Origin of the sequence: Micromonospora sp. NPDC023737 (assembly GCF_040639715.1) — a bacterium.
Lineage (GTDB): Bacteria > Actinomycetota > Actinomycetes > Mycobacteriales > Micromonosporaceae > Micromonospora.
This window is the reverse complement of record NZ_JBFAAL010000001.1, coordinates 504,859-526,086: the sequence shown is the minus strand read 5'-3', so window position 1 is coordinate 526,086 and position 21,228 is coordinate 504,859. Positions and strand designations below refer to the sequence as shown.

The 21,228-nt window shown below is 72.2% G+C and carries 21 protein-coding genes; 14 read left to right on the top strand and 7 right to left on the bottom strand.

Features of this window, described 5'->3' with window-relative positions:
* The first annotated feature begins 52 nt into the window (after positions 1 to 52).
* The 3 genes from AB0F98_RS02330 (at position 53) to AB0F98_RS02320 (ending at position 2,855) form a co-directional block, all read left to right on the top strand.
* Positions 53 to 271 (top strand): DUF3039 domain-containing protein, encoded by a 219-nt coding sequence (locus tag AB0F98_RS02330; RefSeq protein ID WP_076471362.1) that lies wholly within the window; start codon positions 53 to 55, stop codon positions 269 to 271.
* 40 nt (positions 272 to 311) lie between these two features.
* Entirely contained in the window at positions 312 to 965 is a 654-nt protein-coding gene (locus AB0F98_RS02325; RefSeq protein ID WP_357727379.1) for a TRIC cation channel family protein, read from the top strand.
* Positions 966 to 1,121: 156 nt separating this feature from the next.
* Positions 1,122 to 2,855: a DEAD/DEAH box helicase gene (locus tag AB0F98_RS02320; protein ID WP_357727376.1), complete on the top strand. Its 1,734-nt coding sequence runs from the start codon at positions 1,122 to 1,124 to the stop codon at positions 2,853 to 2,855.
* A gap of 198 nt (positions 2,856 to 3,053) precedes the next feature.
* On the opposite strand, the gene AB0F98_RS02315 is transcribed toward AB0F98_RS02320, so the two are convergent.
* Positions 3,054 to 3,287, bottom strand: coding sequence for a hypothetical protein (locus AB0F98_RS02315; protein WP_076471365.1), 234 nt, complete (start codon positions 3,285 to 3,287; stop codon positions 3,054 to 3,056).
* Between the two features lie 245 nt (positions 3,288 to 3,532).
* Complete coding sequence (locus tag AB0F98_RS02310) at positions 3,533 to 5,134, bottom strand: RNA polymerase sigma factor (protein WP_357727373.1); 1,602 nt, start codon at positions 5,132 to 5,134, stop codon at positions 3,533 to 3,535.
* Between the two features lie 289 nt (positions 5,135 to 5,423).
* On the opposite strand from AB0F98_RS02310, the gene AB0F98_RS02305 reads away from it, so the two are divergent.
* Positions 5,424 to 6,242, top strand: coding sequence for an inositol monophosphatase family protein (locus AB0F98_RS02305; protein WP_357727370.1), 819 nt, complete (start codon positions 5,424 to 5,426; stop codon positions 6,240 to 6,242).
* Between the two features lie 21 nt (positions 6,243 to 6,263).
* Here the strand turns inward: AB0F98_RS02305 and AB0F98_RS02300 are convergent, their stop codons facing one another.
* Entirely contained in the window at positions 6,264 to 6,779 is a 516-nt protein-coding gene (locus AB0F98_RS02300) for a LytR C-terminal domain-containing protein (RefSeq protein ID WP_357729008.1), read from the bottom strand.
* Positions 6,780 to 7,209: 430 nt separating this feature from the next.
* On the opposite strand from AB0F98_RS02300, the gene AB0F98_RS02295 reads away from it, so the two are divergent.
* Positions 7,210 to 7,506, top strand: coding sequence for a DUF4193 domain-containing protein (locus AB0F98_RS02295; RefSeq protein WP_007075406.1), 297 nt, complete (start codon positions 7,210 to 7,212; stop codon positions 7,504 to 7,506).
* Between the two features lie 130 nt (positions 7,507 to 7,636).
* Positions 7,637 to 8,425: a hypothetical protein gene (locus AB0F98_RS02290; protein WP_357727367.1), complete on the top strand. Its 789-nt coding sequence runs from the start codon at positions 7,637 to 7,639 to the stop codon at positions 8,423 to 8,425.
* A 100-nt stretch (positions 8,426 to 8,525) separates the two neighbouring features.
* Here AB0F98_RS02290 and AB0F98_RS02285 read toward each other — a convergent pair whose 3' ends face one another.
* Positions 8,526 to 9,020 carry a DUF3093 domain-containing protein gene (locus AB0F98_RS02285; protein ID WP_357729005.1) on the bottom strand — a complete coding sequence of 165 codons (495 nt, stop codon included), beginning with the start codon at positions 9,018 to 9,020 and terminating at the stop codon, positions 8,526 to 8,528.
* Between the two features lie 88 nt (positions 9,021 to 9,108).
* Here AB0F98_RS02285 and dut point away from each other — a divergent pair, with 88 nt between their 5' ends.
* The 4 genes from dut (at position 9,109) to AB0F98_RS02265 (ending at position 11,528) form a co-directional block, all read left to right on the top strand.
* Positions 9,109 to 9,621, top strand: a complete 513-nt coding sequence (dut, locus tag AB0F98_RS02280) for a dUTP diphosphatase (protein ID WP_357727364.1) — start codon at positions 9,109 to 9,111, stop codon at positions 9,619 to 9,621.
* A gap of 25 nt (positions 9,622 to 9,646) precedes the next feature.
* Positions 9,647 to 10,321: a DUF3710 domain-containing protein gene (locus AB0F98_RS02275; protein ID WP_357727361.1), complete on the top strand. Its 675-nt coding sequence runs from the start codon at positions 9,647 to 9,649 to the stop codon at positions 10,319 to 10,321.
* Between the two features lie 120 nt (positions 10,322 to 10,441).
* The gene (locus AB0F98_RS02270) at positions 10,442 to 10,822 is read left to right on the top strand and encodes an OB-fold nucleic acid binding domain-containing protein (protein ID WP_357727358.1); all 381 of its coding nucleotides are present in this window, start codon (positions 10,442 to 10,444) and stop codon (positions 10,820 to 10,822) included.
* Between the two features lie 22 nt (positions 10,823 to 10,844).
* Entirely contained in the window at positions 10,845 to 11,528 is a 684-nt protein-coding gene (locus AB0F98_RS02265) for a DUF3159 domain-containing protein (protein ID WP_357727355.1), read from the top strand.
* 48 nt (positions 11,529 to 11,576) lie between these two features.
* Here AB0F98_RS02265 and AB0F98_RS02260 read toward each other — a convergent pair whose 3' ends face one another.
* On the bottom strand, positions 11,577 to 12,266 hold the full coding sequence (locus AB0F98_RS02260) for a TrkA family potassium uptake protein (RefSeq protein WP_357727352.1): 690 nt from the start codon (positions 12,264 to 12,266) through the stop codon (positions 11,577 to 11,579).
* 3 nt (positions 12,267 to 12,269) lie between these two features.
* Entirely contained in the window at positions 12,270 to 12,935 is a 666-nt protein-coding gene (locus tag AB0F98_RS02255; RefSeq protein ID WP_357727349.1) for a TrkA family potassium uptake protein, read from the bottom strand.
* Between the two features lie 160 nt (positions 12,936 to 13,095).
* On the opposite strand from AB0F98_RS02255, the gene AB0F98_RS02250 reads away from it, so the two are divergent.
* The 4 genes from AB0F98_RS02250 (at position 13,096) to dxs (ending at position 19,785) form a co-directional block, all read left to right on the top strand.
* Positions 13,096 to 15,165: an APC family permease gene (locus AB0F98_RS02250; RefSeq protein WP_357729002.1), complete on the top strand. Its 2,070-nt coding sequence runs from the start codon at positions 13,096 to 13,098 to the stop codon at positions 15,163 to 15,165.
* On the top strand, positions 15,158 to 16,393 hold the full coding sequence (locus AB0F98_RS02245; protein WP_357727346.1) for a TRAM domain-containing protein: 1,236 nt from the start codon (positions 15,158 to 15,160) through the stop codon (positions 16,391 to 16,393). Before AB0F98_RS02250 ends, AB0F98_RS02245 begins: the two co-directional genes overlap by 8 nt.
* A 98-nt stretch (positions 16,394 to 16,491) precedes the next feature.
* Complete coding sequence (locus AB0F98_RS02240; RefSeq protein WP_357727343.1) at positions 16,492 to 17,739, top strand: anhydro-N-acetylmuramic acid kinase; 1,248 nt, start codon at positions 16,492 to 16,494, stop codon at positions 17,737 to 17,739.
* Between the two features lie 93 nt (positions 17,740 to 17,832).
* The gene (gene dxs / locus AB0F98_RS02235; protein ID WP_357727340.1) at positions 17,833 to 19,785 is read left to right on the top strand and encodes a 1-deoxy-D-xylulose-5-phosphate synthase; all 1,953 of its coding nucleotides are present in this window, start codon (positions 17,833 to 17,835) and stop codon (positions 19,783 to 19,785) included.
* A gap of 105 nt (positions 19,786 to 19,890) precedes the next feature.
* Here the strand turns inward: dxs and AB0F98_RS02230 are convergent, their stop codons facing one another.
* Positions 19,891 to 21,084 (bottom strand): hypothetical protein, encoded by a 1,194-nt coding sequence (locus AB0F98_RS02230; RefSeq protein ID WP_357727337.1) that lies wholly within the window; start codon positions 21,082 to 21,084, stop codon positions 19,891 to 19,893.
* Between the last annotated feature and the right edge of the window lie 144 nt (positions 21,085 to 21,228).

Genomic DNA, 21,228 nt, shown 5'->3' with positions numbered 1-21,228 from the left:
AATTGGACCGGGCCGTCAGGAGCTGCCAAACTTGAGTGTTGGAGGTGCAGACGTGAGCACACAGGTTCTCGAACGGCCGGAGCTGAAGGACGCCGACACCGGCCCGGAGTTGTTCCACTACGTCCGTAAGGAGAAGATCGCCGAGAGTGCCGTCATGGGCACGTTCGTCGTGGCGCTCTGCGGGGAGACCTTCCCGGTAACCAAGGCCGCCAAGCCGGGCTCACCGGTCTGCCCGAAGTGCAAGGAGATCTACGACTCCTGGGCCGACTGATCCGGGGCACCCGCTCCGGCCCCGCGCGTAGCCTTCGGCGGTGACCACCTCCACCGCCCTGCTCATCGCCGACCTGGTCGGCGTCGCGGTATTCGCCGCCTCCGGCGCCTCCGCCGCGGTGGCCAAACGGCTCGACCTGTTCGGCGTCGTCTTCGTCGGTTTCGTGGCCGCCCTGGGCGGCGGGATCTTCCGTGGCCTGGTCATCGGGGAGATGCCGCCACTCGCCTTCGCCGACTGGCGGTACGCCACCACGGCCGCGATCACCGCCGGCGCAGTCTTCTGGCTGCACCCCCAACTGGCCCGGCTGCGGACCACCGTGCTGTTACTCGACGCGGCCGGGCTCGCGCTCTTCACGGTCACCGGCACGCTCAAGGCGCTCGACGCACACGTACCCCCGGTCGGGGCCTGCGTGGTCGGCATGCTCAGCGGGATCGGCGGTGGACTGGGCCGGGACCTGCTCACCGGCGAGATCCCGGTGGTGCTGCGCCGGGAGATCTACGCCGTGGCCGCCCTGGCCGGGGCGGTCGTCGTGGCGGTGCTGCACCGGGCGGGTCAGGCCCACTCGGCACCGCTCCTGGGCGCGGCGGTGCTGATCTTCGGACTGCGGATGGTGGCGTTGCGCCGGCGCTGGACCGTGCCGGTCGCGACACTGCGCCCGCCGCGTACCCGCGACCCCGGACCGGGCCAGCGCTGATGTGACCAGCGTGGCGTCGCCTGGGCGGAGGGACGCCCGCTGGTTATGCTGAGTCGGCCTTCGCGGCATCTTCTGCGCGGAGGCGTTTTCATGGGCGGTGCGGACCGGTGGCCCTCACCCAGGTCCGCCTTCGTGCGGTCGGAGAGGAGCCTTCGCGTGCCAGCCCCGTTGCCGGCGATCGAGACGTTTCCGGCACTACGCGCCTGGCAGCGCAAGGCGCTCGTGGAGTACCTGCGCCGCCGCTCCGAGGACTTCACCGCGGTCGCCACGCCCGGTGCCGGTAAGACCACATTCGCCCTGCGGATCGCCGCCGAGCTGCTCGTGGACGGCACCGTGGAGGCGGTGACCGTGGTCGCCCCGACCGAGCACCTGAAGAAGCAGTGGGCCGAGGCCGCCGCCCGGGTCGGCATCCAGCTGGACGCCGCCTTCCGCAACGCCGACGTGCACTCCTCGGCCGACTTCCACGGGGCCGTCGTCACGTACGCCCAGGTCGGCATGGCCCCGCAGGTGCACCGCCGACGCACCATGACCCGGCGCACCCTCGTAATCCTCGACGAGATCCACCACGCCGGTGACTCCCGCTCGTGGGGGGACGGCGTCAAGGCCGCCTTCGAGCCGGCCGTACGCCGCCTGATGCTCACCGGCACGCCGTTCCGCTCCGACGACAATCCGATCCCGTTCGTCACGTACGAGCGTGGCGAGGAAGGGCTGCTGCGTTCCCGCGCCGACTCGGTCTACGGCTACGCGGACGCGCTTCGTGACAACGTGGTGCGGCCGGTGCTGTTCCTCGCGTACTCCGGGGAGACCCGTTGGCGGACCAACGCGGGGGAGGAGTTGGCAGCGCGGCTCGGCGAGCCGATGACGCAGGACCTCATCGCTCAGGCCTGGCGGACCGCCCTGGACCCGGCCGGCGACTGGATGCCGCAGGTGCTGCGGGCCGCCGACGCCCGGCTCGGCGTGCTGCGTAACGCCGGAATGCCCGACGCCGGTGGACTGGTGATCGCCAGCGACCAGCAGACCGCCCGCTCGTACGCCAAGCTCATCGAACAGCTGACAGGCGAGAAGGCGGCGGTGGTGCTCTCCGACGACGCCGGGGCGTCCGCCCGGATCGCCACGTTCGCGGCGTCCGAGCAACGGTGGCTGGTCGCGGTACGGATGGTCTCCGAGGGCGTCGACATCCCGCGCCTCGCGGTCGGGGTCTACGCCACCAGCGCGAGCACCCCGCTCTACTTCGCCCAGGCGATCGGCCGTTTCGTCCGGGCTCGGCGTCCGGGGGAGACGGCCTCGGTTTTCCTCCCCAGCGTGCCGCATCTGCTCGGGTTGGCCAGCGAGATGGAGGCCGCCCGCGACCACGTGCTGGGCAAGCCGAAGGACCGCGAAGGCTTCGACGACGACCTGCTCGAACGGGCCCAGCGTGACGAGCAGGCCAGCGGCGAGCTGGAGAAGAGGTTCGCCGCGCTGTCCGCCACCGCCGAACTGGATCAGGTGATCTTCGACGGCGCGTCCTTCGGCACCGCGGCCCAGGCCGGCACCCCGGAGGAGGAGGAGTACCTCGGGCTGCCCGGTCTGCTCACCGCCGACCAGGTCGCCGTGCTGCTCTCGAAGCGGCAGGCCGAGCAGCTGGCCGCCCAGCGACGCAAGGCGGCCGTGCGGACCGCTGAGCCGGCCGCTGCCGCGCCGGCGGCGCCGCCGGCACCGATGAGTGCCGCCCAGCGTCGGGTGGCGCTCCGCCGGCAGCTCAACGCGCTGGTGGCGGCCCGACACCACCGTACGGGCCAGCCGCACGGCAAGATCCACGCCGAGCTTCGCCGGCTCTGCGGCGGCCCACCGAGCGCCCAGGCGACGATCGAGCAGCTCGAGGAGCGCATCGCCACCGTCCAGACCCTCTGACCTACCCGTCCCGGGATTCCGCGCCGGTCGCCGGCGCGTCGATCAGGAGGTTTGCCGGTGTTGGCGATTCGGCTCCACCGGCCAACCTGATCGACCCGGCTGTTCGGGGACGGTCCGGTTGGGGTGGGTGGGACGAAAAGAGGCCGGCCGGAAGCACCTCTCGATGCTTCCGGCCGGCCTTTATGTCGGCTTGCGGATTCAGTTCGCCATCAGGTCGGCACCGCGCCAGCTGAACTCCGGGTCCGCCGCGTACCGAACGGTGATCTTCACAAGATCCTCCGCGTACTTGTTCGCGTGGTGCCCGCAGAACACGAGCTCACTTCCACCGGCCAGCGTGACACGGAGCTTGCCGGCAGCATTGCAGCGGTCGCACCGTTCATCGGCGGCCGGGGGGCTCACCGTCTCGGGCGGCGGCGTGAGGGTCGGGGTCATCGCCTTCCTCCTCTGGTCGTCACCGATGAACAATCTCTTCGGTCGTTGCTCACGTATCCTGCAACATCCTCGTGGCGTCTGGCCTTCCCTGTGTGCCCGCGGGGGACCGAGGTCACACATGACAGGCACAGTGTGCCGTGCACCAAGGGTGCCACGTCAACGATCACAATCGTGCAACCGGCGAATCACCATCCAGCGTTGCACGCCAGGTGATCAAAACGACACGCCGGGTTGACGATGTGGGCTCAGTCCAGGTAATCCCGAAGGACCTGCGACCGTGACGGGTGACGCAGCTTGGACATGGTCTTCGACTCGATCTGCCGGATCCGTTCCCGGGTCACCCCGTAGACCTGGCCGATCTCGTCCAGCGTGCGCGGCTGACCGTCCGTCAGGCCGAAGCGCAGGCGTACCACGCCCGCCTCACGCTCGGAGAGCGTCTGCAGCACCTGCTGGAGCTGGTCCTGCAGCAGCGAGAACGAGACCGCGTCGACCGCGACCACGGCCTCCGAATCCTCGATGAAGTCACCGAGCTGGCTGTCACCCTCGTCACCGATGGTCTGGTCCAGCGAGATGGGCTCCCGGGCGTACTGCTGGATCTCCAGCACCTTCTCCGGTGTGATGTCCATCTCCTTGGCCAGCTCCTCCGGGGTGGGCTCGCGGCCCAGGTCCTGGAGCAGCTCGCGCTGGATCCGGCCAAGCTTGTTGATCACCTCGACCATGTGCACCGGGATGCGGATGGTGCGGGCCTGGTCGGCCATGGCGCGGGTGATGGCTTGGCGGATCCACCAGGTGGCGTAGGTGGAGAACTTGTAGCCCTTGGTGTAGTCGAACTTTTCGACGGCGCGGATCAGGCCGAGGTTGCCTTCCTGGATGAGGTCGAGGAAGGCCATGCCGCGACCGGTGTAGCGCTTGGCCAGCGACACGACCAGCCGCAGGTTGGCCTCGAGCAGGTGGTTCTTGGCCCGCTCGCCGTCCCGGGAGATCCACATCAGGTCGCGCTGCATCTCGCGGGTGAGCTTCTCCTCACCCTCCTCGGCAGCGCGCAGCCGCTCGGCGGCGTAGAGCCCGGCCTCGATCCGCTTGGCGAGCTCCACCTCCTGCTCGGCGTTCAGCAGCGGAACCTTGCCGATCTGCTTGAGGTACGCCCGGACCGAGTCGGCGGAGGCGGTCAGCTCGGCGTCACGCCGGGCCTGCTTGAGCGCCTCGGACTCCTCGTCGTCCCACTCGAAGTCGTTGTCGCTGGCGGAGTTCGCCGCATCGGCCTCGGCGGCCTGGGTGAGCTCGGCCGGCTCGTCGACCACCACGTCCTCGATCTCGGCGGCCAGTTCCTCGGGATCGATGTCTCCCTCGGCCCCGTCGCCCTTGGCCTTCCCCGAGGCCGCCTTCGCCTTACCGGCTACGGCCACGGTCGCCTTGGTGGCCCGGGTCGCCTTGGCGGCCTTGGCCGGTGCCGCCGCCTTGGCCACCTGGGCCGTGGTGTCGGCGCTCTTGCGGGCGGTCGCCTTTCGCGGGGCGGGCGCCGTGGCCTCGTCGGCGGAGGGCGCCTGCTTCGGGGCCGGGGCGGCCTTCTTGGTGGTCTTGGCGGTGGTGGCACGCGACGCGGGAGTGGCGGACCGGGCCGCGGCCACTCGACGGCGGGTGCTGGCCGACCCGTCCACGACCACGGTCACTCCCGCCTCGGAGAGCGCCCGCAGGATCTTCTTGGCCTGGGCCGGCGTCACCTCGGCGGTCTCGACGGTGCGCGCGAGCTGGGCCGACGTCAGCTGACCGCCGGCGCTCTGGGCGTGGGCAATCAGAGTGTCGGTGAGCGAGCGAACGTCGGCGCCGTTCTGGCGGGGTTCTGTCACGAATGACCTTCCGGAGGCGAAGAGCGAGCACGGCCGGGTTGTCCGGTGCAGCGGGGGCCACCGCGCCGGGCGATGTGGTTTGAGAACCCCCGTGTCCCGGGCCGGCCGGTCACCGGCGGTCCGTGGCGCGTGGGCAGGGGTGAATTGTAACGCCGTCTGCGGCGATCATCCTGCGCCGCACGGCGTATCGGGTTGTCGAGACCGTCGAAACGGCGCAGATGTGGAGTTTGTAAGGATGGTACTCGCGCATGAGACGGGACACCCCGATCGTGCGGGAAGGGGACGAGGCATGGAGCGTGGGGCGCCGTCAGCGGGCGAACTGTTGGAGATCGCGGTCGAGTTGGCCCGGGACGCCGCCGCGACGGCGTACCGGATGCGGGCCGAGGGAGTCTCGGTCGCCGCCACCAAGAGCACGGTGACCGACGTGGTGACCGCTGCCGACCGGGCGGTCGAGATGCAGGTCCTCGACGCGCTGCGTCGGCTGCGGCCTGCGGACGCGGTGCTCGGTGAGGAGTACGGCCCGGGCGACACGGAGGTGGGCGCCGGCGGGGTTCGCTGGATCCTCGACCCGATCGACGGCACCGTCAACTACCTATACGGGCTGCCGCACTGCGCCGTGTCGCTCGCGGCCGAGGTCGACGGCGAGGTGGTCGCCGGGGTGGTCCGCAATGTGACCACCGGCGAGGAGTGGACCGCCACCGCCGGTGGCGGTGCGTGGCGCGACGGCGAGCGGCTGCGCTGCTCGACCGAGACCGACCTGGGTCAGGCGCTCGTCGCCACCGGGTTCGGCTACGACCCGAGACGCCGGGCGCACCAGGCGCGGGTGGTCGCCGAGCTGATTCCGCACGTACGGGACATCCGCCGCCTCGGCGCGGCGGCGCTGGACCTCTGCCTGGCCGCCGAGGGACGGGTGGACGTCTACTACGAGAAGGGGCTGGCCGCGTGGGACCAGGCGGCCGGAGCCCTGGTGGCCACCGAGGCGGGGATGCTGGTCGCGGGGCTGGGTGGCCTGCCGGCCGGGCCGGACCTGGTGATCGCCGCGCCTCCCGCGCTCTTCGCGCCGCTGCACGACCGGCTCGCCGACCTGGACGCCTCCGGCGGCCCGTGACAGGCCGCCGGAGACACCGGGTCAGTCCTCGACGGGCGCGGGGCAGGAACCGGGCGGCGCGATCGGCGAGCCGAGGTCGCCGAGGGACTGGTTCACCTCGGTCGTGGTGGCCAGCTGCTGGAAGGCGTCACCCAGCACCACGTCCACGGTGTCGTCGGTGCGCTTCGGGTCGTATTCGGTCTCGGCGTTGTCGAGGAAGTACGCGCGGAGCAGATGCGCCGAGCCGACCCCCTTCGGGCCGTACCGCAGCACTGCCACCTCGTCGACCCCCTTGGGGGCGTTGCCCACCTTCTTGACCTGGAACTTGCGATTGCGGAAATCGTCCGCGACGCTGCTCGCCCGACCCGCCTCGTCGGTCGCGTTCAGCACATTGATCTTGACTTCGTTGGTCTCGCGCAGTGTGACGTCGGCGAGCGGCCAGCCGTCCGGACAGCTCTTGGCGGCACCCGCCTCGCTCTGGCTGTCGCGCACCACGGCGACGGCCACGAAGATCACGGCGAGGACCGCCAGCAGGCCGACGACAACGAGTGCCCGCACTCGCGCAAAACTCATCTGGGCGCTCCCCGGACTTCGAGAGGGTGGCGGCGACCGACGGCGGACGTGCCGCCCCGGCCGCCGGGTACGCCGCTGAGGTTAACGGTTGTCCGACCGTCGCGTGGAAACAGCCGGACATGGCGGCGCGCCGCCCATGAACCAGGTACTACTACCCCTATCTTCGTGTCGCCTGAGTCACATTGGGAACAACTTGCCGTGCGGGGGCGTACATCTCTGCCACGAGGGCGGTATACATGCCTCGCCCAAAGGGGGGGTAAGGTACCGCGCTCGCCGGGGGAGTTTCTCTGGCGGCCTCGACCGACGGGTCGTCGGGTCGGGTGACCGACACAATGGGTGGCCGGCCAGCGGAACCGGAAAAGCGTCGTCCGGCGTTACAACCGTACGACCACATCAACATGGGAGAGTGAAACCGATGGCCACCGACTACGACGCCCCGCGTCGCGACGAGGTCGACCTCGGCGAGGACAGCCTGGAAGAGCTCAAGGCCCGGCGCGTCGACTCACAGTCGGGTGCCGTGGACGTCGACGAGGCCGAGGTGGCCGAGAGCTTCGAGCTGCCCGGAGCCGACCTGGCCGACGAGGAGCTCACGGTCAAGGTGCTGCCGATGCAGCAGGACGAGTTCCGCTGTGCTCGCTGCTTCCTCGTCCACCACCGCAGCCAGCTGGCGGTCGAGCGCAACGGCGAGCTGATCTGCCGCGAGTGCGTCTGACCTTCAATTACTGATCCGGCGGCGGCCTTCGGAACGAGGCCGCCGCTGTCGGCGTCGCCATGCGCCACGGGTGGGGACCTGCTTGACTCGGAACGGGTAGCCGTACCAGCGATCCGGGAGGTCGAGTGCGATGAGCGAGCAGGGCGACGCCCCGAAGCACGATCCGGCCGAGCTGGGCGCCACCGTGGCAGCGCTGACCGCGGACGACATCGAGCCGGCCCGGCGGCGGCAGCTGCTCAGCCGGCTGGTCGGTCAGGCCCGCGTCCGCGGCCTGGGCGACCTGTTCAAGCCCCGCGCCGCCGTCCGCTGGATGGTCGACACCGTCACCGAGATCGCTCCGCACGTGCCGGTCCGGGACCTGGCCACGTTGCGGCGGCACTTCGAGGGCCTGGACGACGAGGCGCTCGCCGACCGGCTGGTACGCAACGCCGCCCGGGCGACCGCCGGGGTGGGTGCCGCCGGCGGTGGAGTGGCCGCCGTGGAGTGGACCGTCACGCCCACCCTGCTGTCCGCCCCGGTGCTGCTGGCGGCCGAGACGATCACCGTGGTGGCGATCGAACTCAAGCTCGTCGGGGAGCTGCACGAGGTGTACGGCATCGGGCTCCCCGAAGGCCGGGGCCAGCGTGCCATCGCCCTGGTGCAGGCCTGGGCCACCCAACGCGGGATCAGCCCGACGATGCCCGGTGCGGGAGTGGGGGCGGTGCTCGGCACCGCCGCCCGCCGGGAGCTGCGCGACACCCTGCTACGACGCTTCGGGCGCAACCTCACCACACTGGGGCCGTTCCTGACCGGCGCGGCCGTCGCCAGCTACCTCAACCGCCGGGCCACCAGAGGGCTCGGCGACCAGGTGCGAGACGATCTGCGCCGCAAGCGCCGCCAACTACCCGTTCCGCCACGCTCCCTGCCAGATGCCCCCTGAGCCGCCACGGAGCATCGAGCGGATCCAGGTGGGCGCGGTCCGGGGACGTCCCGTTCAGCGGGTCCCCGGCCGCCGTCGCCGATCCGGCGGGCGTCGCTCGTCAGTGGGCGTCGCGGGCGGCCAGGATCGCCTCGGCCAGCTCGACCGGGCGGCGGGTGCTCACCACCCAGAACGGGGTGGGGTCGGCCGGGTCGTCCAGCACCACCTGGACGGCGCCACCGATCCACGGACGCTGCACCACGAAGGCCAGCGGGTCGGCGCCCACGCCGAGCACCTCACGGCGGCCGGCCGAGTCGAGTGGAACCACGTCCGAGACGTACCGCACCGGGAGGCGGGCGTCGTCGACCAGAAATTCGCCGTCCCGGACCGAGACCCGGATCCTTCCCAGCCACCAGAGCCCTGCCGCGGTGGCGGGCAACAGCACCACGAACGGCAGCCAGGCACGCAGCCCGGGCGCGCCCATCCAGACCTCGACGGCGAGCAGGCCGGCGGACGCCAGACCGGCCAGCCACAGCCACCAGGGCAGGGTCAGCCGCTCCGAGCGCTCAACGCGGGTCGGAACGGGCGGCGCTGAGGACGATGACGACGGCGACAGGCTCACAGTCCGAGGGTACGGCGGACGGCGGCCTCGCCACCCGGCAGGATGGCAGGGTCATCGCCGTACCGGACGGAAGAGGAGAACCGTGACCGACGTGGTACCCGTGCCCGTACGGCAGCTCGACCCGGAGCTGCCGCTGCCGGCGTACGCCCATCCCGGCGACGCCGGCGCCGACCTGGTGGCCGCCGCGGACGTGGAGCTGCCGCCCGGCGGCCGGGCCCTGGTCCCGACCGGAGTGGCGATCGCCCTGCCGGAGGGGTACGTGGGCCTGGTCCACCCCCGGTCCGGACTCGCGGCCAGGCTCGGTGTGACCGTCCTCAACGCGCCCGGTACGGTCGACGCCGGCTACCGGGGCGAGATCATGGTGAACCTGATCAACCATGATCGGTTCGCATCGGCGAAGATCTTCCGGGGCGACCGGATCGCTCAGCTCGTGGTGCAGCGGGTGGCGCGGGTCGAGTTCCAGCCGGTGGCCGAGCTGCCGTCGTCCCCGCGCGGGACGGGCGGGCACGGCTCCACCGGCGGGCACGCCGGCCTGGTGCCACCACCGGCGGACCCGTCCGGAGGCGAACGGCGCAGCGAAGAGGTGACAGGTTGAAGACGAACAGCGGAGGGTGGACGCAGTGATCTTCTCCCGGAAGCGTGCCGGGCGGCACGCCGGTGACGAGCGGACCACCGAGGTCCTCGACGACCTCCAGGGGGAGGACACCCGGGCGGTGCCCACCCACGGCCCGTACGACATCTCCGAGGCCCCGTCCGACGTGCCGCGGCTGGACCTGGGCAGCCTGCACATTCCCGCGATCCCCGAGGTCGAGGTGCGGGTGCAGGCCGACCAGCAGGGCGTCGTCCAGCAGGTCGTGCTGGTGCACGGGCAGAACGCGTTGCAGCTCGGCGTCTTCGCCGCGCCCCGGTCCGAGGGGATCTGGGACGAGGTGCGAGAGGAGATCCGCCAGTCGCTGTTCAACGACGGCGCCGCGCCGCAGGAGGTCGAGGGCGAGTACGGCCCCGAGCTGCGGGCCCAGGTGCGTACCCCTGACGGCCCGACCGACCTGCGGTTCGTGGGGATCGACGGCCCGCGGTGGATGGTGCGCGGCGTCTTCCAGGGCGCGGCGGCGGTGGACCCGGCAGCCGCCGGTCCACTGGCCGTGTGCCTGCACGGGCTCGTGGTCGACCGCGGCCAGGAGGCCAAGCCGGTACGTGAGCCGCTGCCGCTGCGGCTGCCGCGGGAAGTCGCCGACGAGTCGGCGCAACCCGGCCCGGACGGCGGGCGCCCGGCGGAGCAGCCGCGGCAGGTCTGACCGGGCTCGCCGGCCCGCCGGGATCGGGCGGACCGGCGTACGCTGGCGGGACGTCCCGGCGACGCCGGGGCGACCCGGTGTCGGCGTGGCCGGCCAGATGGAGAGGGTGACGCGGGGGTCATGACCACCGACGAGAGCCGAGGATCGCTGCGGCGGATCCTGCACCGGCTCACCGCGAGCGAGGCCGAGATCGAGGCGCAGGAGCTGCAGCGGGAGAGTGCGGAGTGCGGCGGTGTGCCGGCCCTGGAGTGTTTTCGGGGTCAGGTGGTGTCGGTGAGCGGGCGGCTCCGCACCGTGGTTTACACGCCGCGCACCAACCTGCCCACCCTGGAGGCGGACCTCTACGACGGCAGCGACGTGGTGACGCTGGTCTGGCTGGGGCGCCGGCACATCGCCGGCATCGAGCCGGGCCGGCACCTGACCGCCCGCGGCCGGGTCGCCATGCGGGACGAACGCAAGGTGATCTACAACCCGTACTACGAGCTGGACCTGCCGAAGTGACCGCGCGGACGGACGGGAGCCGATGACCACGGGACAGGACCGGGCCGCTCAGCCGGGCGCCGGATCGCCGGACGAGGAGCGGCTGCCCAGCATCGCCGAGCAGATGGCCGACCAGCTCGGCGGCTGGCGGGGGCTGGTGGAATCCAGCATCCCCGTGGTGGTCTTCGTGATCGCCAACGTCATCGGCGAGCTGCGCCCCGCGGTGATCGCCTCGGTGGCCGTGGCGCTGTTGATCGCCGGCCTGCGGCTGGCCCAGCGCCGCCCGATCAGGCACGCCGTCAACGGGCTCTTCGGCATCGCCATCGGCGCGGCCATCGCCTGGCGCACCGGTAACGAGCGGGACTTCTACCTTCCCGGCATCCTCTACGGCGTCGGTTACGGGCTCGTCCTGCTGCTCTCCGCCGCCATCCGCCAGCCGTTGGTGGGGTGGATCTGGTCGGTCCTCGTCGCCAAGGGGCGCTCCGAATGGCGTGACGACCCACGGCTGGTGCGTACGTTCACCGGGCTGACCGTGCTCTGGGGTGTCGTCTGGCTGGCGAAGGTCGGTGTGCAGGCCGGGCTCTACCTCGCCCACCAGGACACCGCGCTCGGTGTGGCCCGGCTGCTGCTGGGCTACCCGCCGTACGCGCTGCTGCTGCTCATCACCGTCTGGACCGTCCGGCGGGTGACCCGGGAGGCGGCTCCCGAGCCACTGCCCGGCAACTGACCGTCCGTCGCCCGCGCCGCCGGAGTCGAGGCGGCGCGAGCGATCAGGTCAGCTTCCCCCGCGGGTACGCTCCACGCTGCCCGGGCCGAGGATCACCGCGCGGACGTCGTCCTCCACCTCGGCCGTGCACACGAAGATCAGCTCGTCGCCGGCCTCGATCGGGTCGTCCGGGCTGGGCACCAGCACCCGCTTGCCGCGAACGATCGCCACCAGTGCGGCGTCGCGGGGCAGCGGCACCGCATGGATCGGCCGGCCGACGTAGGGCGCGGCGGGCGGCAGGGTGATCTCCACCAGGTTCGCCTCGCCCTGCCGGAAGGTCATCAGCCGGACCAGATCGCCGACGGTGACGGCCTCCTCGACCAGCGCGGCCATCACCCGCGGCTTGCTCACCGCCACGTCGACGCCCCACTGGTCGGTGAAGAGCCACTCGTTCTCGGCCCGGTTGACCCGGGCCACCACCCGGGGCACCGCGAACTCGGTCTTGGCCAGCAGTGACACCACCAGGTTGACCTTGTCGTCGCCGGTGGCGGCGACCACCACGTCACAGCCGGCGATGTCCGCCTCCTCCAGGCTGGTCAGCTCGCACGCGTCGGCGAGCACCCATTCGGCGGCGGGCACCCGGTCCGGCCGCAGCATCTTGGGCTGCCGTTCGATGAGCATCACCTGGTGGCCGTTCTCGATCAATTCCTGGGCGATCGAGCGCCCCACGTTGCCCGCGCCGGCGATGGCGACCCGCATGGCTCAGTGCCCCCCTTCCGGCGGCCGCGACGCCACCGACGTGACCGTCGCCACGATGTCGTCGGTGACCAGCATGAAGACCTGGTCACCCTCCTGCACCACGCTGGACGTGGTGGGGAGCGTGCCGATGCCGAAGCGGATGAGGTACGCCACCCGCGCCCCGGTCTCGTCCTCCAGCGTGTGCACCGGCCGGCCGACCCATTCCTTGTGTATCGGCACCTCGACGATCGAGACGGTACTGGTGGGGTCGCGGAAGATCTCCACGTTCCCCTCCGGCACGAGGTGCCGCAACATCCGGTCTGCGGTCCATCGGACGGTGGCGACCGTGGGGATGCCGAGCCGCTCGTAGACCTGTGCCCGCCGCTGGTCGTAGATCCGCGCGGCGACCCGGCACACGCCGAAGGTCTCCCGCGCCAGGCGAGCGGAGATGATGTTGGAGTTGTCGCCGCTGGAGACCGCGGCGAAGGCGTCGGCCCGCTCGATGCCGGCCTGCCGCAACACGTCTCCGTCGAAGCCGGCACCGGTCACCGTCACTCCGGCGAAGTCCGGGCCGAGCCGGCGGAAGGCGTCCGCGTCGTGGTCGATCACCGCGACCGAGTGCCCTCGGGATTCCAGGCTGTGGGCGAGGGTCGAGCCGACCCGCCCGCAACCCATGATCACGACATGCACGCTTCCCTCCCAAGCTGCGCGCCCGTCCGCACGGCGCCCGTCGAGTGCGAGCCTGCCATGTCCCGGCTGGGAACGGGGACCGACGGTACCGCGCCCGCACGCACCGTCGCCGATCGCCCACCCCCGCACCCTCGCCGGAGTGGACGTACCCTTGGCGTTCGTGGCCAGTCCCACCTCGCTGCTGAAGCGGCTGCTCCTCGGTCGACCGTTCCGGTCCGACCGGCTGCAGCACACCCTCCTGCCGAAGCGCATCGCGCTGCCCGTCTTCGCGTCCGACGCGCTGTCCAGCGTCGCGTACGCGCCGGACGAGATCCTGCTGACGCTGTCGATCGCGGGCGCTTCGGCCTACTTCTTCTCGCCGTGGATCGCGCTCGCGGTGGTCGTGGTGATGCTGACCGTGGTGGCCAGCTACCGGCAGAACGTCCACGCCTACCCTTCCGGCGGCGGCGACTACGAGGTGGCCACGGTCAACCTCGGGCCGAAGTTCGGCCTCGGGGTGGCCAGCGCGCTGCTGGTCGACTACGTGCTGACGGTGGCCGTGTCGGTCTCCTCCGGGGTGGCGAACCTGGGCTCGGTGGTGCCCTTCGTGGCCACCCACAAGGTCATGATCGCGGTGACCGCGGTGGTGCTGCTGAGCGCCGTCAACCTGCGCGGGCTGCGTGAGTCGGGCACCGCGTTCGCCATCCCGACGTACGGGTTCGTGATCGTGATCGGCGGGATGCTGCTAACCGGCCTCGTCCGGGTCTTCGTGCTCGGCGACCAGCTGCGCGCCCCCAGCGCCGAGCTGGTCATCCAGGCCGAGCACAGCGTGACGGGTTTCGCCCTGATCTTCCTGCTGCTGCGGACGTTCAGTTCGGGCGCCGCAGCGCTCACCGGCGTCGAGGCGATCTCCAACGGCGTACCCGCGTTCAAGCCGCCGAAGAGCCGTAACGCGGCCACCACCCTGCTGCTGCTCGGCGGGATCGCCGTGACCATGCTGGTCGGGATCATCTGGCTGGCCCGGCTGACCCACCTCCAGTTCGTCGAGGACCCGGCGGCGCAGATCGTCGCCGGCCCCGAGGGGTACGTGCAGAAGACGGTCACCACGCAGCTCGGCGAGGCGGTCTTCGGCTCCGGGTCGATCCTGCTCTACGTGGTGGCCGGGGTGACCGCCCTGATCCTGTTCCTGGCCGCGAACACCGCGTTCAACGGTTTCCCGGTGCTCGGCTCGATCCTCGCGCAGGACCGGTTCCTGCCCCGGCAGTTCCACACCCGGGGCGACCGGCTGGCCTTCTCCAACGGCATCCTCTTCCTCGCGGCCTTCGCCATCGTGTTGATCGTCGGCTTCCAGGCCGAGGTGACCCGGCTCATCCAGCTCTACATCGTCGGGGTCTTCGTCTCGTTCACCGTCTCCCAGGCGGGCATGATCCGGCACTGGAACCGGCACCTGAAGAGCGAACGGGACCCGGAGGCGCGCCGCCGGATGCACCGCTCCCGGGCCATCAACGCCTTCGGCATGGGGCTCACCGGGACCGTCCTGGTGATCGTGCTGCTCACCAAGTTCCTGCTCGGCGCCTGGATCGCGATCGCCGCGATGGCGGTGATCTACGGGCTCATGCTGGCCATCCGGCGGCACTACGACCGGGTCTCGGAGGAGCTCACCCCGCCGGACGAGGGACGCGCCGTGCTGCCGGCGCGGAACCACGCCATCGTCCTGGTCAGCAAGCTGCACCAGCCGACGCTGCGGGCCATCGCGTACGCCCGGGCCACCCGGCCGGACACCCTCACCGCAGTGACGGTGAACGTGGACGAGAAGGACACCCGGGACCTTCAGGAGGAGTGGGAGCGGCGGGAGCTGCCCGTGCCGCTGACGGTGGTCGACTCGCCGTACCGGGAGATCACCCGGCCGATCCTCGACTTCGTCGCCAGCACCCGCCGGGAGTCGCCCCGCGACGTCGTCACGGTCTTCATTCCGGAGTACGTCGTCGGGCACTGGTGGGAGAACCTGCTGCACAACCAGAGCGCGCTGCGGCTCAAGACCCGGCTGCTGTTCGAGCCGGGCGTGATGGTGACCAGCGTGCCGTGGCAGCTCGCCTCGACCGCGAACAAGAACCTGTCCCGGCTGGACGCCACCCTCTCGCGCGGCCCCGCCCGCGGGCCTCGCGTCGTGCCGCGCAGCGCCCTGCCGCCGAGCGTCCCGCCGATGGTCTCCGTGCCGCCCGGCGAGTCGAGTGATGGTGACCGTGACTGAACGTGGTCTGGCCGAGGCGGAGCGGGTCGAGCTGACCGTCGGGGCGGTCGCCCCGGGCGGGCACTGCGTGGCCCGGGTCGACGGGCACGTGGTCTTCGTCCGGCACGCGCTGCCCGGGGAACGGGTCGTCGCCGAGGTGACCGAGGTGCACCGGGGGTTCGTCCGGGCCGACGCGGTGACGGTGCTGGACGCCTCACCGGACCGGGTCGAGCCGCCCTGCCCGTACGCCCGGCCGGGCCGGTGCGGCGGCTGCGACCTGCAGCACGTCGCGCCCGCCGCGCAGCTGGAGTGGAAGGTCGCCGTGGTGCGGGAGCAGCTGAGCCGGCTGGGCGGGCTGTCGGACGCCGAACTGGACGGCCTCGGCGTCCGGGTCGAGGCGCTGCCCGGTGGACGGTTGGGTTGGCGCTCCCGGGTCCGGTACGCGGTGGACGCCGGCGACCGGGCTGGGCTGCTCAAGCACCGCTCGCACGAGGTGGTGCCGATCGACCGCTGCCTGATCGCCCATCCGGCGATCCAGAGCCTGCCGGTGCTGGCCGCGAGCGGCACCCGCTGGCCGGACGCCGAGGCGGTGGAGACGGTCGCCTCCACCGGGGGTGACGTGTCGGTCGTGACCGTGGTCGACGGCGTGGCCAGCACCGCCGAGGGGCCGACCACGGTCCGCGAGGTGGCCGCCGGCCGGGAGTGGACCCTCCCGGCGACCGCCTTCTGGCAGGTGCACCCGGCGGCCGCCGACACCCTGGTCGGGGCGGTGCTGGAGCTGGTGGACCCGCAGCCGGGGGAGACCGCCTGGGACCTGTACGGCGGCGCGGGGCTCTTCGCCGCCGCGCTGGCCGGCGTGGTCGGCGACACCGGCCGGGTCACCCTGGTCGAGGCCGCCGAGCAGGGTGTCGCCGCGGCTCGGGAGAACCTGCGCGACCTGCCCCGCGTCGAGGTGGTCGCCGCCCGGGTGGAGACCGCGCTGGCCCGCCGCCGGATCACCGGTCCGGTCGACGTGGTCGTGCTCGACCCGCCCCGTACCGGCGCCGGCTCGCGGGTGGTACGCGAACTTGTCGCCGCCGGGCCCCGCGCGATCGGCTACGTGGCCTGCGACCCGGCCGCTTTCGCCCGGGACGTACGCACGTTCGCCGAGGCGGGCTGGCGGCTCGCCGCGCTGCGCGGATTCGACCTGTTCCCGATGACCCAGCACGTCGAGCTGGTCGGGCTGCTGCTGCCGCCCTCGGCTCCCTGATCACGAGGTGGGCGGGGGACTCGATCACCGGTTCGCCGGCCAACCTCATGATCAACCGATGGCTGCCCGGTGGAGGCGGGAGGGGCTAGCCTCCGCACATGAAGATCGTCGGGCTGATGTCGGGAACGTCGTACGACGGGGTGGACGTGGCGGCGGCGGAGTTCGCCGTCGACGGGGAGACACTCCGGCTGCGGCCGCTCGGGCACCGCGGCCTCGACTACGACGACGAGCTGCGCGCCCTGGTCGGCGACCTGCTACCGCCGGCCGCCACCACGATCGAGGCGGTCTGCCGGCTGGACAACCTGCTCGGCGACGTCTTCGCCGAGGCGGCGGCGGTCGGGCTGGAACTCGCCGGTGGTCGCGCCGACCTGGTGGTCTCGCCGGGGCAGACCGTCTTCCACTGGGTGCAGGACGGGGTGGCCCGGGGCACCCTGCAACTCGGTGCGGTGGCTCGGGTCGCCGCTCGGGTGGGCGTACCGGTGCTCAGTGATCTGCGCTCGGCGGACATCGCGGCCGGCGGGCAGGGCGCGCCGCTGGTGCCGGCCTTCGACGCCCTGCTGCTCGCCCCGGACGCCGACCCGCCGGTCGGCCCCGGGACCGCACCGCCGGTGACGGGGGCGGCCGGGGCCGCCGGGACGGGCGCCGGAAGCGGCCGTTCCGGGGCGCCGCGGGCGGCGCTGAACCTCGGCGGGATCGCCAACCTCACGGTGGTCGCCCAGGGCGCACCGGTGCTCGGGTACGACGTCGGGCCGGCCAACGCGCTGCTCGACGCCGCGGCCCGCCGCTTCCTCGGCCGGCCCTGCGACCTCGACGGCGCTCGGGCGGCGGCCGGTCGGGTGCATCCGGGCCTGCTCGATCGGCTCCTCGCCGAGCCGTACTACGCCGCGCCCGCGCCGAAGTCGACGGGCAAGGAGCTGTTCCACGCCGGCTACCTGGACGAGCGCCTCGCGGCGATCGGTGAGCCGGTCGCGGCCGACGACGTACTGGCCACGCTGACCGAGTTGACGGCCCGGGTGGTGGCCGCCGAGTGCGACCGGCACGGGGTGACCGAGGTCATCGCCTCCGGCGGCGGGGTGCGCAACCGGACGCTGCTCGCCCGGCTCACCGAGCTGGGGGCGGGGCGCTGGCGGGTGCGTACCACCGACGAGCTGGGCGTGCCGGCGCAGGCCAAGGAGGCGTACGCCTTCGCCCTGCTGGGTTGGCTCTCCTGGCATGGCCTGCCCGGTTCGATCCGATCGGTGACCGGAGCGGCGCGGGCCGCCGTCCTCGGCTCCTGGACCCCCTCCGGGCCCCCGCCCGGCGCCACCGCCGCGGTCCCGCCTCGACGGCTGCGGATCCGCCCCTGACCTGCTGATCGCGCGGCGGTCCGCTGCCGTGCCGGGCGCGATGGTCGTCGGGCCCGGCTGCGAAGTGACGGATGGCCGATAGACTCTGCGGTCATGAGTGTTGAACAGGACACGGTCAACCACAGCCAACTGCTGGCGAAGGTGCGGGGTCCGCGGGACGTCAAGGGGATGTCCGCCGAGCAGTTGGAGATCCTCGCCGCCGAGATCCGTGACTTCCTCATCGCGAAGGTGTCGCGCACCGGTGGGCACATCGGGCCTAACCTCGGTGTGGTCGAGCTGACCCTCGCCCTGCACCGGGTCTTCGACTCTCCCCGGGACCGGCTCCTGTTCGACACCGGCCACCAGGCGTACGTGCACAAGATCATCACCGGTCGGCAGGCCGGGTTCGACAAGCTGCGCCAGCGCGGCGGTCTCTCCGGCTACCCGAACCAGGCGGAGAGCGAGCACGACCTGATTGAGAACTCGCACGCCTCCACCGCCCTGTCGTACGCCGACGGCCTGGCCAAGGCGTACGCGCTGCGCGGCGAGTCGCGCTCGGTGGTCGCCATGGTCGGCGACGGAGCGCTCACCGGCGGCATGTGCTGGGAGGCGCTGAACAACATCGCCACCGCCGGAAACCCGCTGGTCATCGTCGTCAACGACAACGGCCGGTCGTACTCGCCGACCATCGGTGGTCTCGCCGACCACCTGTCCTCGCTGCGCCTCAATCCCGGCTACGAGAAGGTCCTCGACACGGTCAAGGACGCCCTCGGTTCGACCCCCCTGGTCGGCAGGCCGATGTACGAGGTGCTGCACGCGGTCAAGAAGGGCATCAAGGACGCCGTCGCGCCGCAGGCGATGTTCGAGGACCTCGGCATCAAGTACGTCGGCCCGGTCGACGGGCACGACATCGCCGCGGTGGAGTCCGCGCTGCGGGCGGCGAAGCAGTTCGGCGGCCCGGTCATCGTGCACGCCGTCACCCGCAAGGGGTACGGCTACCGCCCGGCCGAGGAGGACGAGGCGGACTGCTTCCACGGGCCCGGCGCATTCGACATCGCCACCGGCAAGGCGACGGCCGCCCCGTCGGTGAAGTGGACCCACGTCTTCGCCGACGAGCTGGTCGCGATCGCCGACGAGCGGCCCGATGTGGTCGGCATCACCGCCGCCATGGCCGAACCGACGGGCATCGCCAAACTGGCCCGCAAGTACCCGGAGCGGGTGTACGACGTCGGCATCGCCGAGCAGCACGCCGCCACCTCCGCGGCGGGCCTCGCGCTGGGCGGCCTGCACCCGGTCGTGGCGGTCTACGCGACCTTCCTCAACCGGGCCTTCGACCAGGTGCTGCTCGACGTGGCGATGCACAAGCTCCCGGTGACCTTCGTGCTCGACCGCGCCGGCATCACCGGCCCGGACGGGCCGAGCCACTACGGCATCTGGGACATGTCGGTGTTCGGTGTCGTGCCGGGCCTGCGGATCGCCGCGCCCCGCGACGCCGCCACCCTGCGCGAGGAACTGCGCGAGGCGGTCGGGATCGACGACGGCCCGACCGTGCTCCGCTTCCCGACCGGCTCCGTGGCCGGCGACCTGCCCGCCGCGCGCCGGGTCGGCACGGTCGACGTGCTGACCGAGTCGGCGCGTACCGACGTGCTGCTGGTCGCCGTGGGCGCTTTCGGGCACCTCGGCATGGAGGTCGCCGCCCGGGTCGCCGAGCAGGGCTACGGCGTCACCGTGGTCGACCCCCGCTGGGTCCGCCCGGTCCCGGCCGAGCTCGTCGAGCTGGCCGCCCGGCACCGGCTCGTGGTCACCGTCGAGGACGGGGTGCGGGTCGGCGGAGTCGGTGACGCGCTGGCCCAGGCGATGCGGGACGCGGACGTCCGGGTGCCGCTGCGCGACCTCGGCGTGCCGGCGGACTGGCACCCGCACGGCACCCGGGCGCAGATCCTCGCCGACCTGCGGCTCACCGCGCAGGACGTGGCCCGGGACGTCACCGGCTGGATCTCGGGGCTCGACGGCGCGTCGGTCGATGCGGTGCGGGTCGGCGCCGACGACACGGCCGCGCAGAACTGACGACGACGGCGGCGGGCGTCCCGGACGGGACGCCCGCCGCCGTCGCACCCGGATCGCGTACCGGCGCTTCCAGCGGGCACCCGCCACGGGGCGCGCGTCAGCCGGTCAGCGACCGCCGACCGACCGGTAGTGGGTCTTCTCCGTGCCGGCCAAGCTGACCGTCTCGGGCCGCTCGGGCTCCGACATCACCGCCAACCCGGGCCGCTGCACCAGCAGCGGCGTACCCGGTGCCACCGACAGAGAGCTGTCGCGCGTCGAACGCCAGCTCAACACCACCAGCGGCTGGTCGGGTACGGGTAGCCGGTAGGCCTGGAACGGGCCGACCCGGTCGGCGGGGGAGAGCACCGGGGCGTCGCGCCCGGGTGGTCGGTAGACCACGGCGGTCATCGTGTCGGTGGCACTCTGCCAGGTGAGCTGCTCGAGCTCGCCCGGCTCGCCCCGGCCCAGGGTCAACTCGCCGAGCGATCGGACCGCCACCTTCGCCATCGGCCACGACTCGGGCACCGAGCCCGGCGCGTCCCGGTCGCCGATGCGGCGTGGGATGCTGCCGAACGGCCCCCGATCCCCGGCGAGCGCACAGGTGTCGAGCCCGGTCAGCGCCCGCCGGCCGGAGCCGGTCTCGTCGTCGACCAGGGGGTAGCGCGGGTCGTCGATGCCCGTGCCGAGGTCGAGCAGGCGCTGCGTCTCCCGACCGCGGGGCAACGACTCGGTGCTTCGCAGGCTGGCCGTCACCGGCACCGCACGGCAGGCCGGCACCGGGACCGGCGCGCTGACGCCGTCCTCGGTCGCCAGCACCTTCCCGTCAGGCCCGACGAGGCGCCGTACCCGGTCGGAGACCAGATAACGACGCCCAGCCCGAGTCAGCACCGGTAACACGTCGGAGTAGACCAGATAACCGGGATCGGTGTACTCGGCGGCCTGTGCGACGACGTAGCGGTCGCCGTCGCGGGTGAGCTGCAACAGCCAGGAGGCGCTGTGGCCGGGCACGTCGGCGGCGACCAGAGCCAACGGCGCGCCGTCGACCTCACCGGAGAAGAGGATGCCGGAGGAGGGCAGGTGCACCCGGTCGTCGGCCGGTGACCGCCAGTCGCGTACCGCCTCGCTGATCGCCGCGGTCACGGAAGCGTCGCCGGCGAGGTCGCCTCGCGGCGGCCAGATCGCGAGCGTGCCGTCGAGGCTGTCGTAGCCGACCCGCAGGTCGCCGGGTTGACGGTCCGCGACCGGAGCGCAGGCCGTCGCGGCCAGCAGTACGGCCAGCAGCGCGGTGGCCGTCGTGCCGCGTCGGCGGACTGGAGCCACCTGTACGCCCCCGATCGTTCGCCCTCAAGTCGGAAGCGCCATAGTACGAGATGTCCGACCAACATGACGCAGCACCTCGTGCCGGACCAGCCGTGCGCACCGGACGGCACACCACAAAGGACCGACACCATGGTTTTCCTGCCT

What these genes read in the sequence shown, in the direction of transcription:
- AB0F98_RS02315 (WP_076471365.1), bottom strand. Translation starts at nt 3,287, where the DNA reads ATGACCCCGACCCTCACGCCGCCGCCCGAGACGGTGAGCCCCCCGGCC.
- AB0F98_RS02305 (WP_357727370.1), top strand. Translation starts at nt 5,424, where the DNA reads ATGGAGCGTGGGGCGCCGTCAGCGGGCGAACTGTTGGAGATCGCGGTC.
- AB0F98_RS02295 (WP_007075406.1), top strand. Translation starts at nt 7,210, where the DNA reads ATGGCCACCGACTACGACGCCCCGCGTCGCGACGAGGTCGACCTCGGC.
- AB0F98_RS02290 (WP_357727367.1), top strand. Translation starts at nt 7,637, where the DNA reads ATGAGCGAGCAGGGCGACGCCCCGAAGCACGATCCGGCCGAGCTGGGC.
- AB0F98_RS02270 (WP_357727358.1), top strand. Translation starts at nt 10,442, where the DNA reads ATGACCACCGACGAGAGCCGAGGATCGCTGCGGCGGATCCTGCACCGG.
- AB0F98_RS02265 (WP_357727355.1), top strand. Translation starts at nt 10,845, where the DNA reads ATGACCACGGGACAGGACCGGGCCGCTCAGCCGGGCGCCGGATCGCCG.
- AB0F98_RS02260 (WP_357727352.1), bottom strand. Translation starts at nt 12,266, where the DNA reads ATGCGGGTCGCCATCGCCGGCGCGGGCAACGTGGGGCGCTCGATCGCC.
- AB0F98_RS02240 (WP_357727343.1), top strand. Translation starts at nt 16,492, where the DNA reads ATGAAGATCGTCGGGCTGATGTCGGGAACGTCGTACGACGGGGTGGAC.
- dxs (WP_357727340.1), top strand. Translation starts at nt 17,833, where the DNA reads ATGAGTGTTGAACAGGACACGGTCAACCACAGCCAACTGCTGGCGAAG.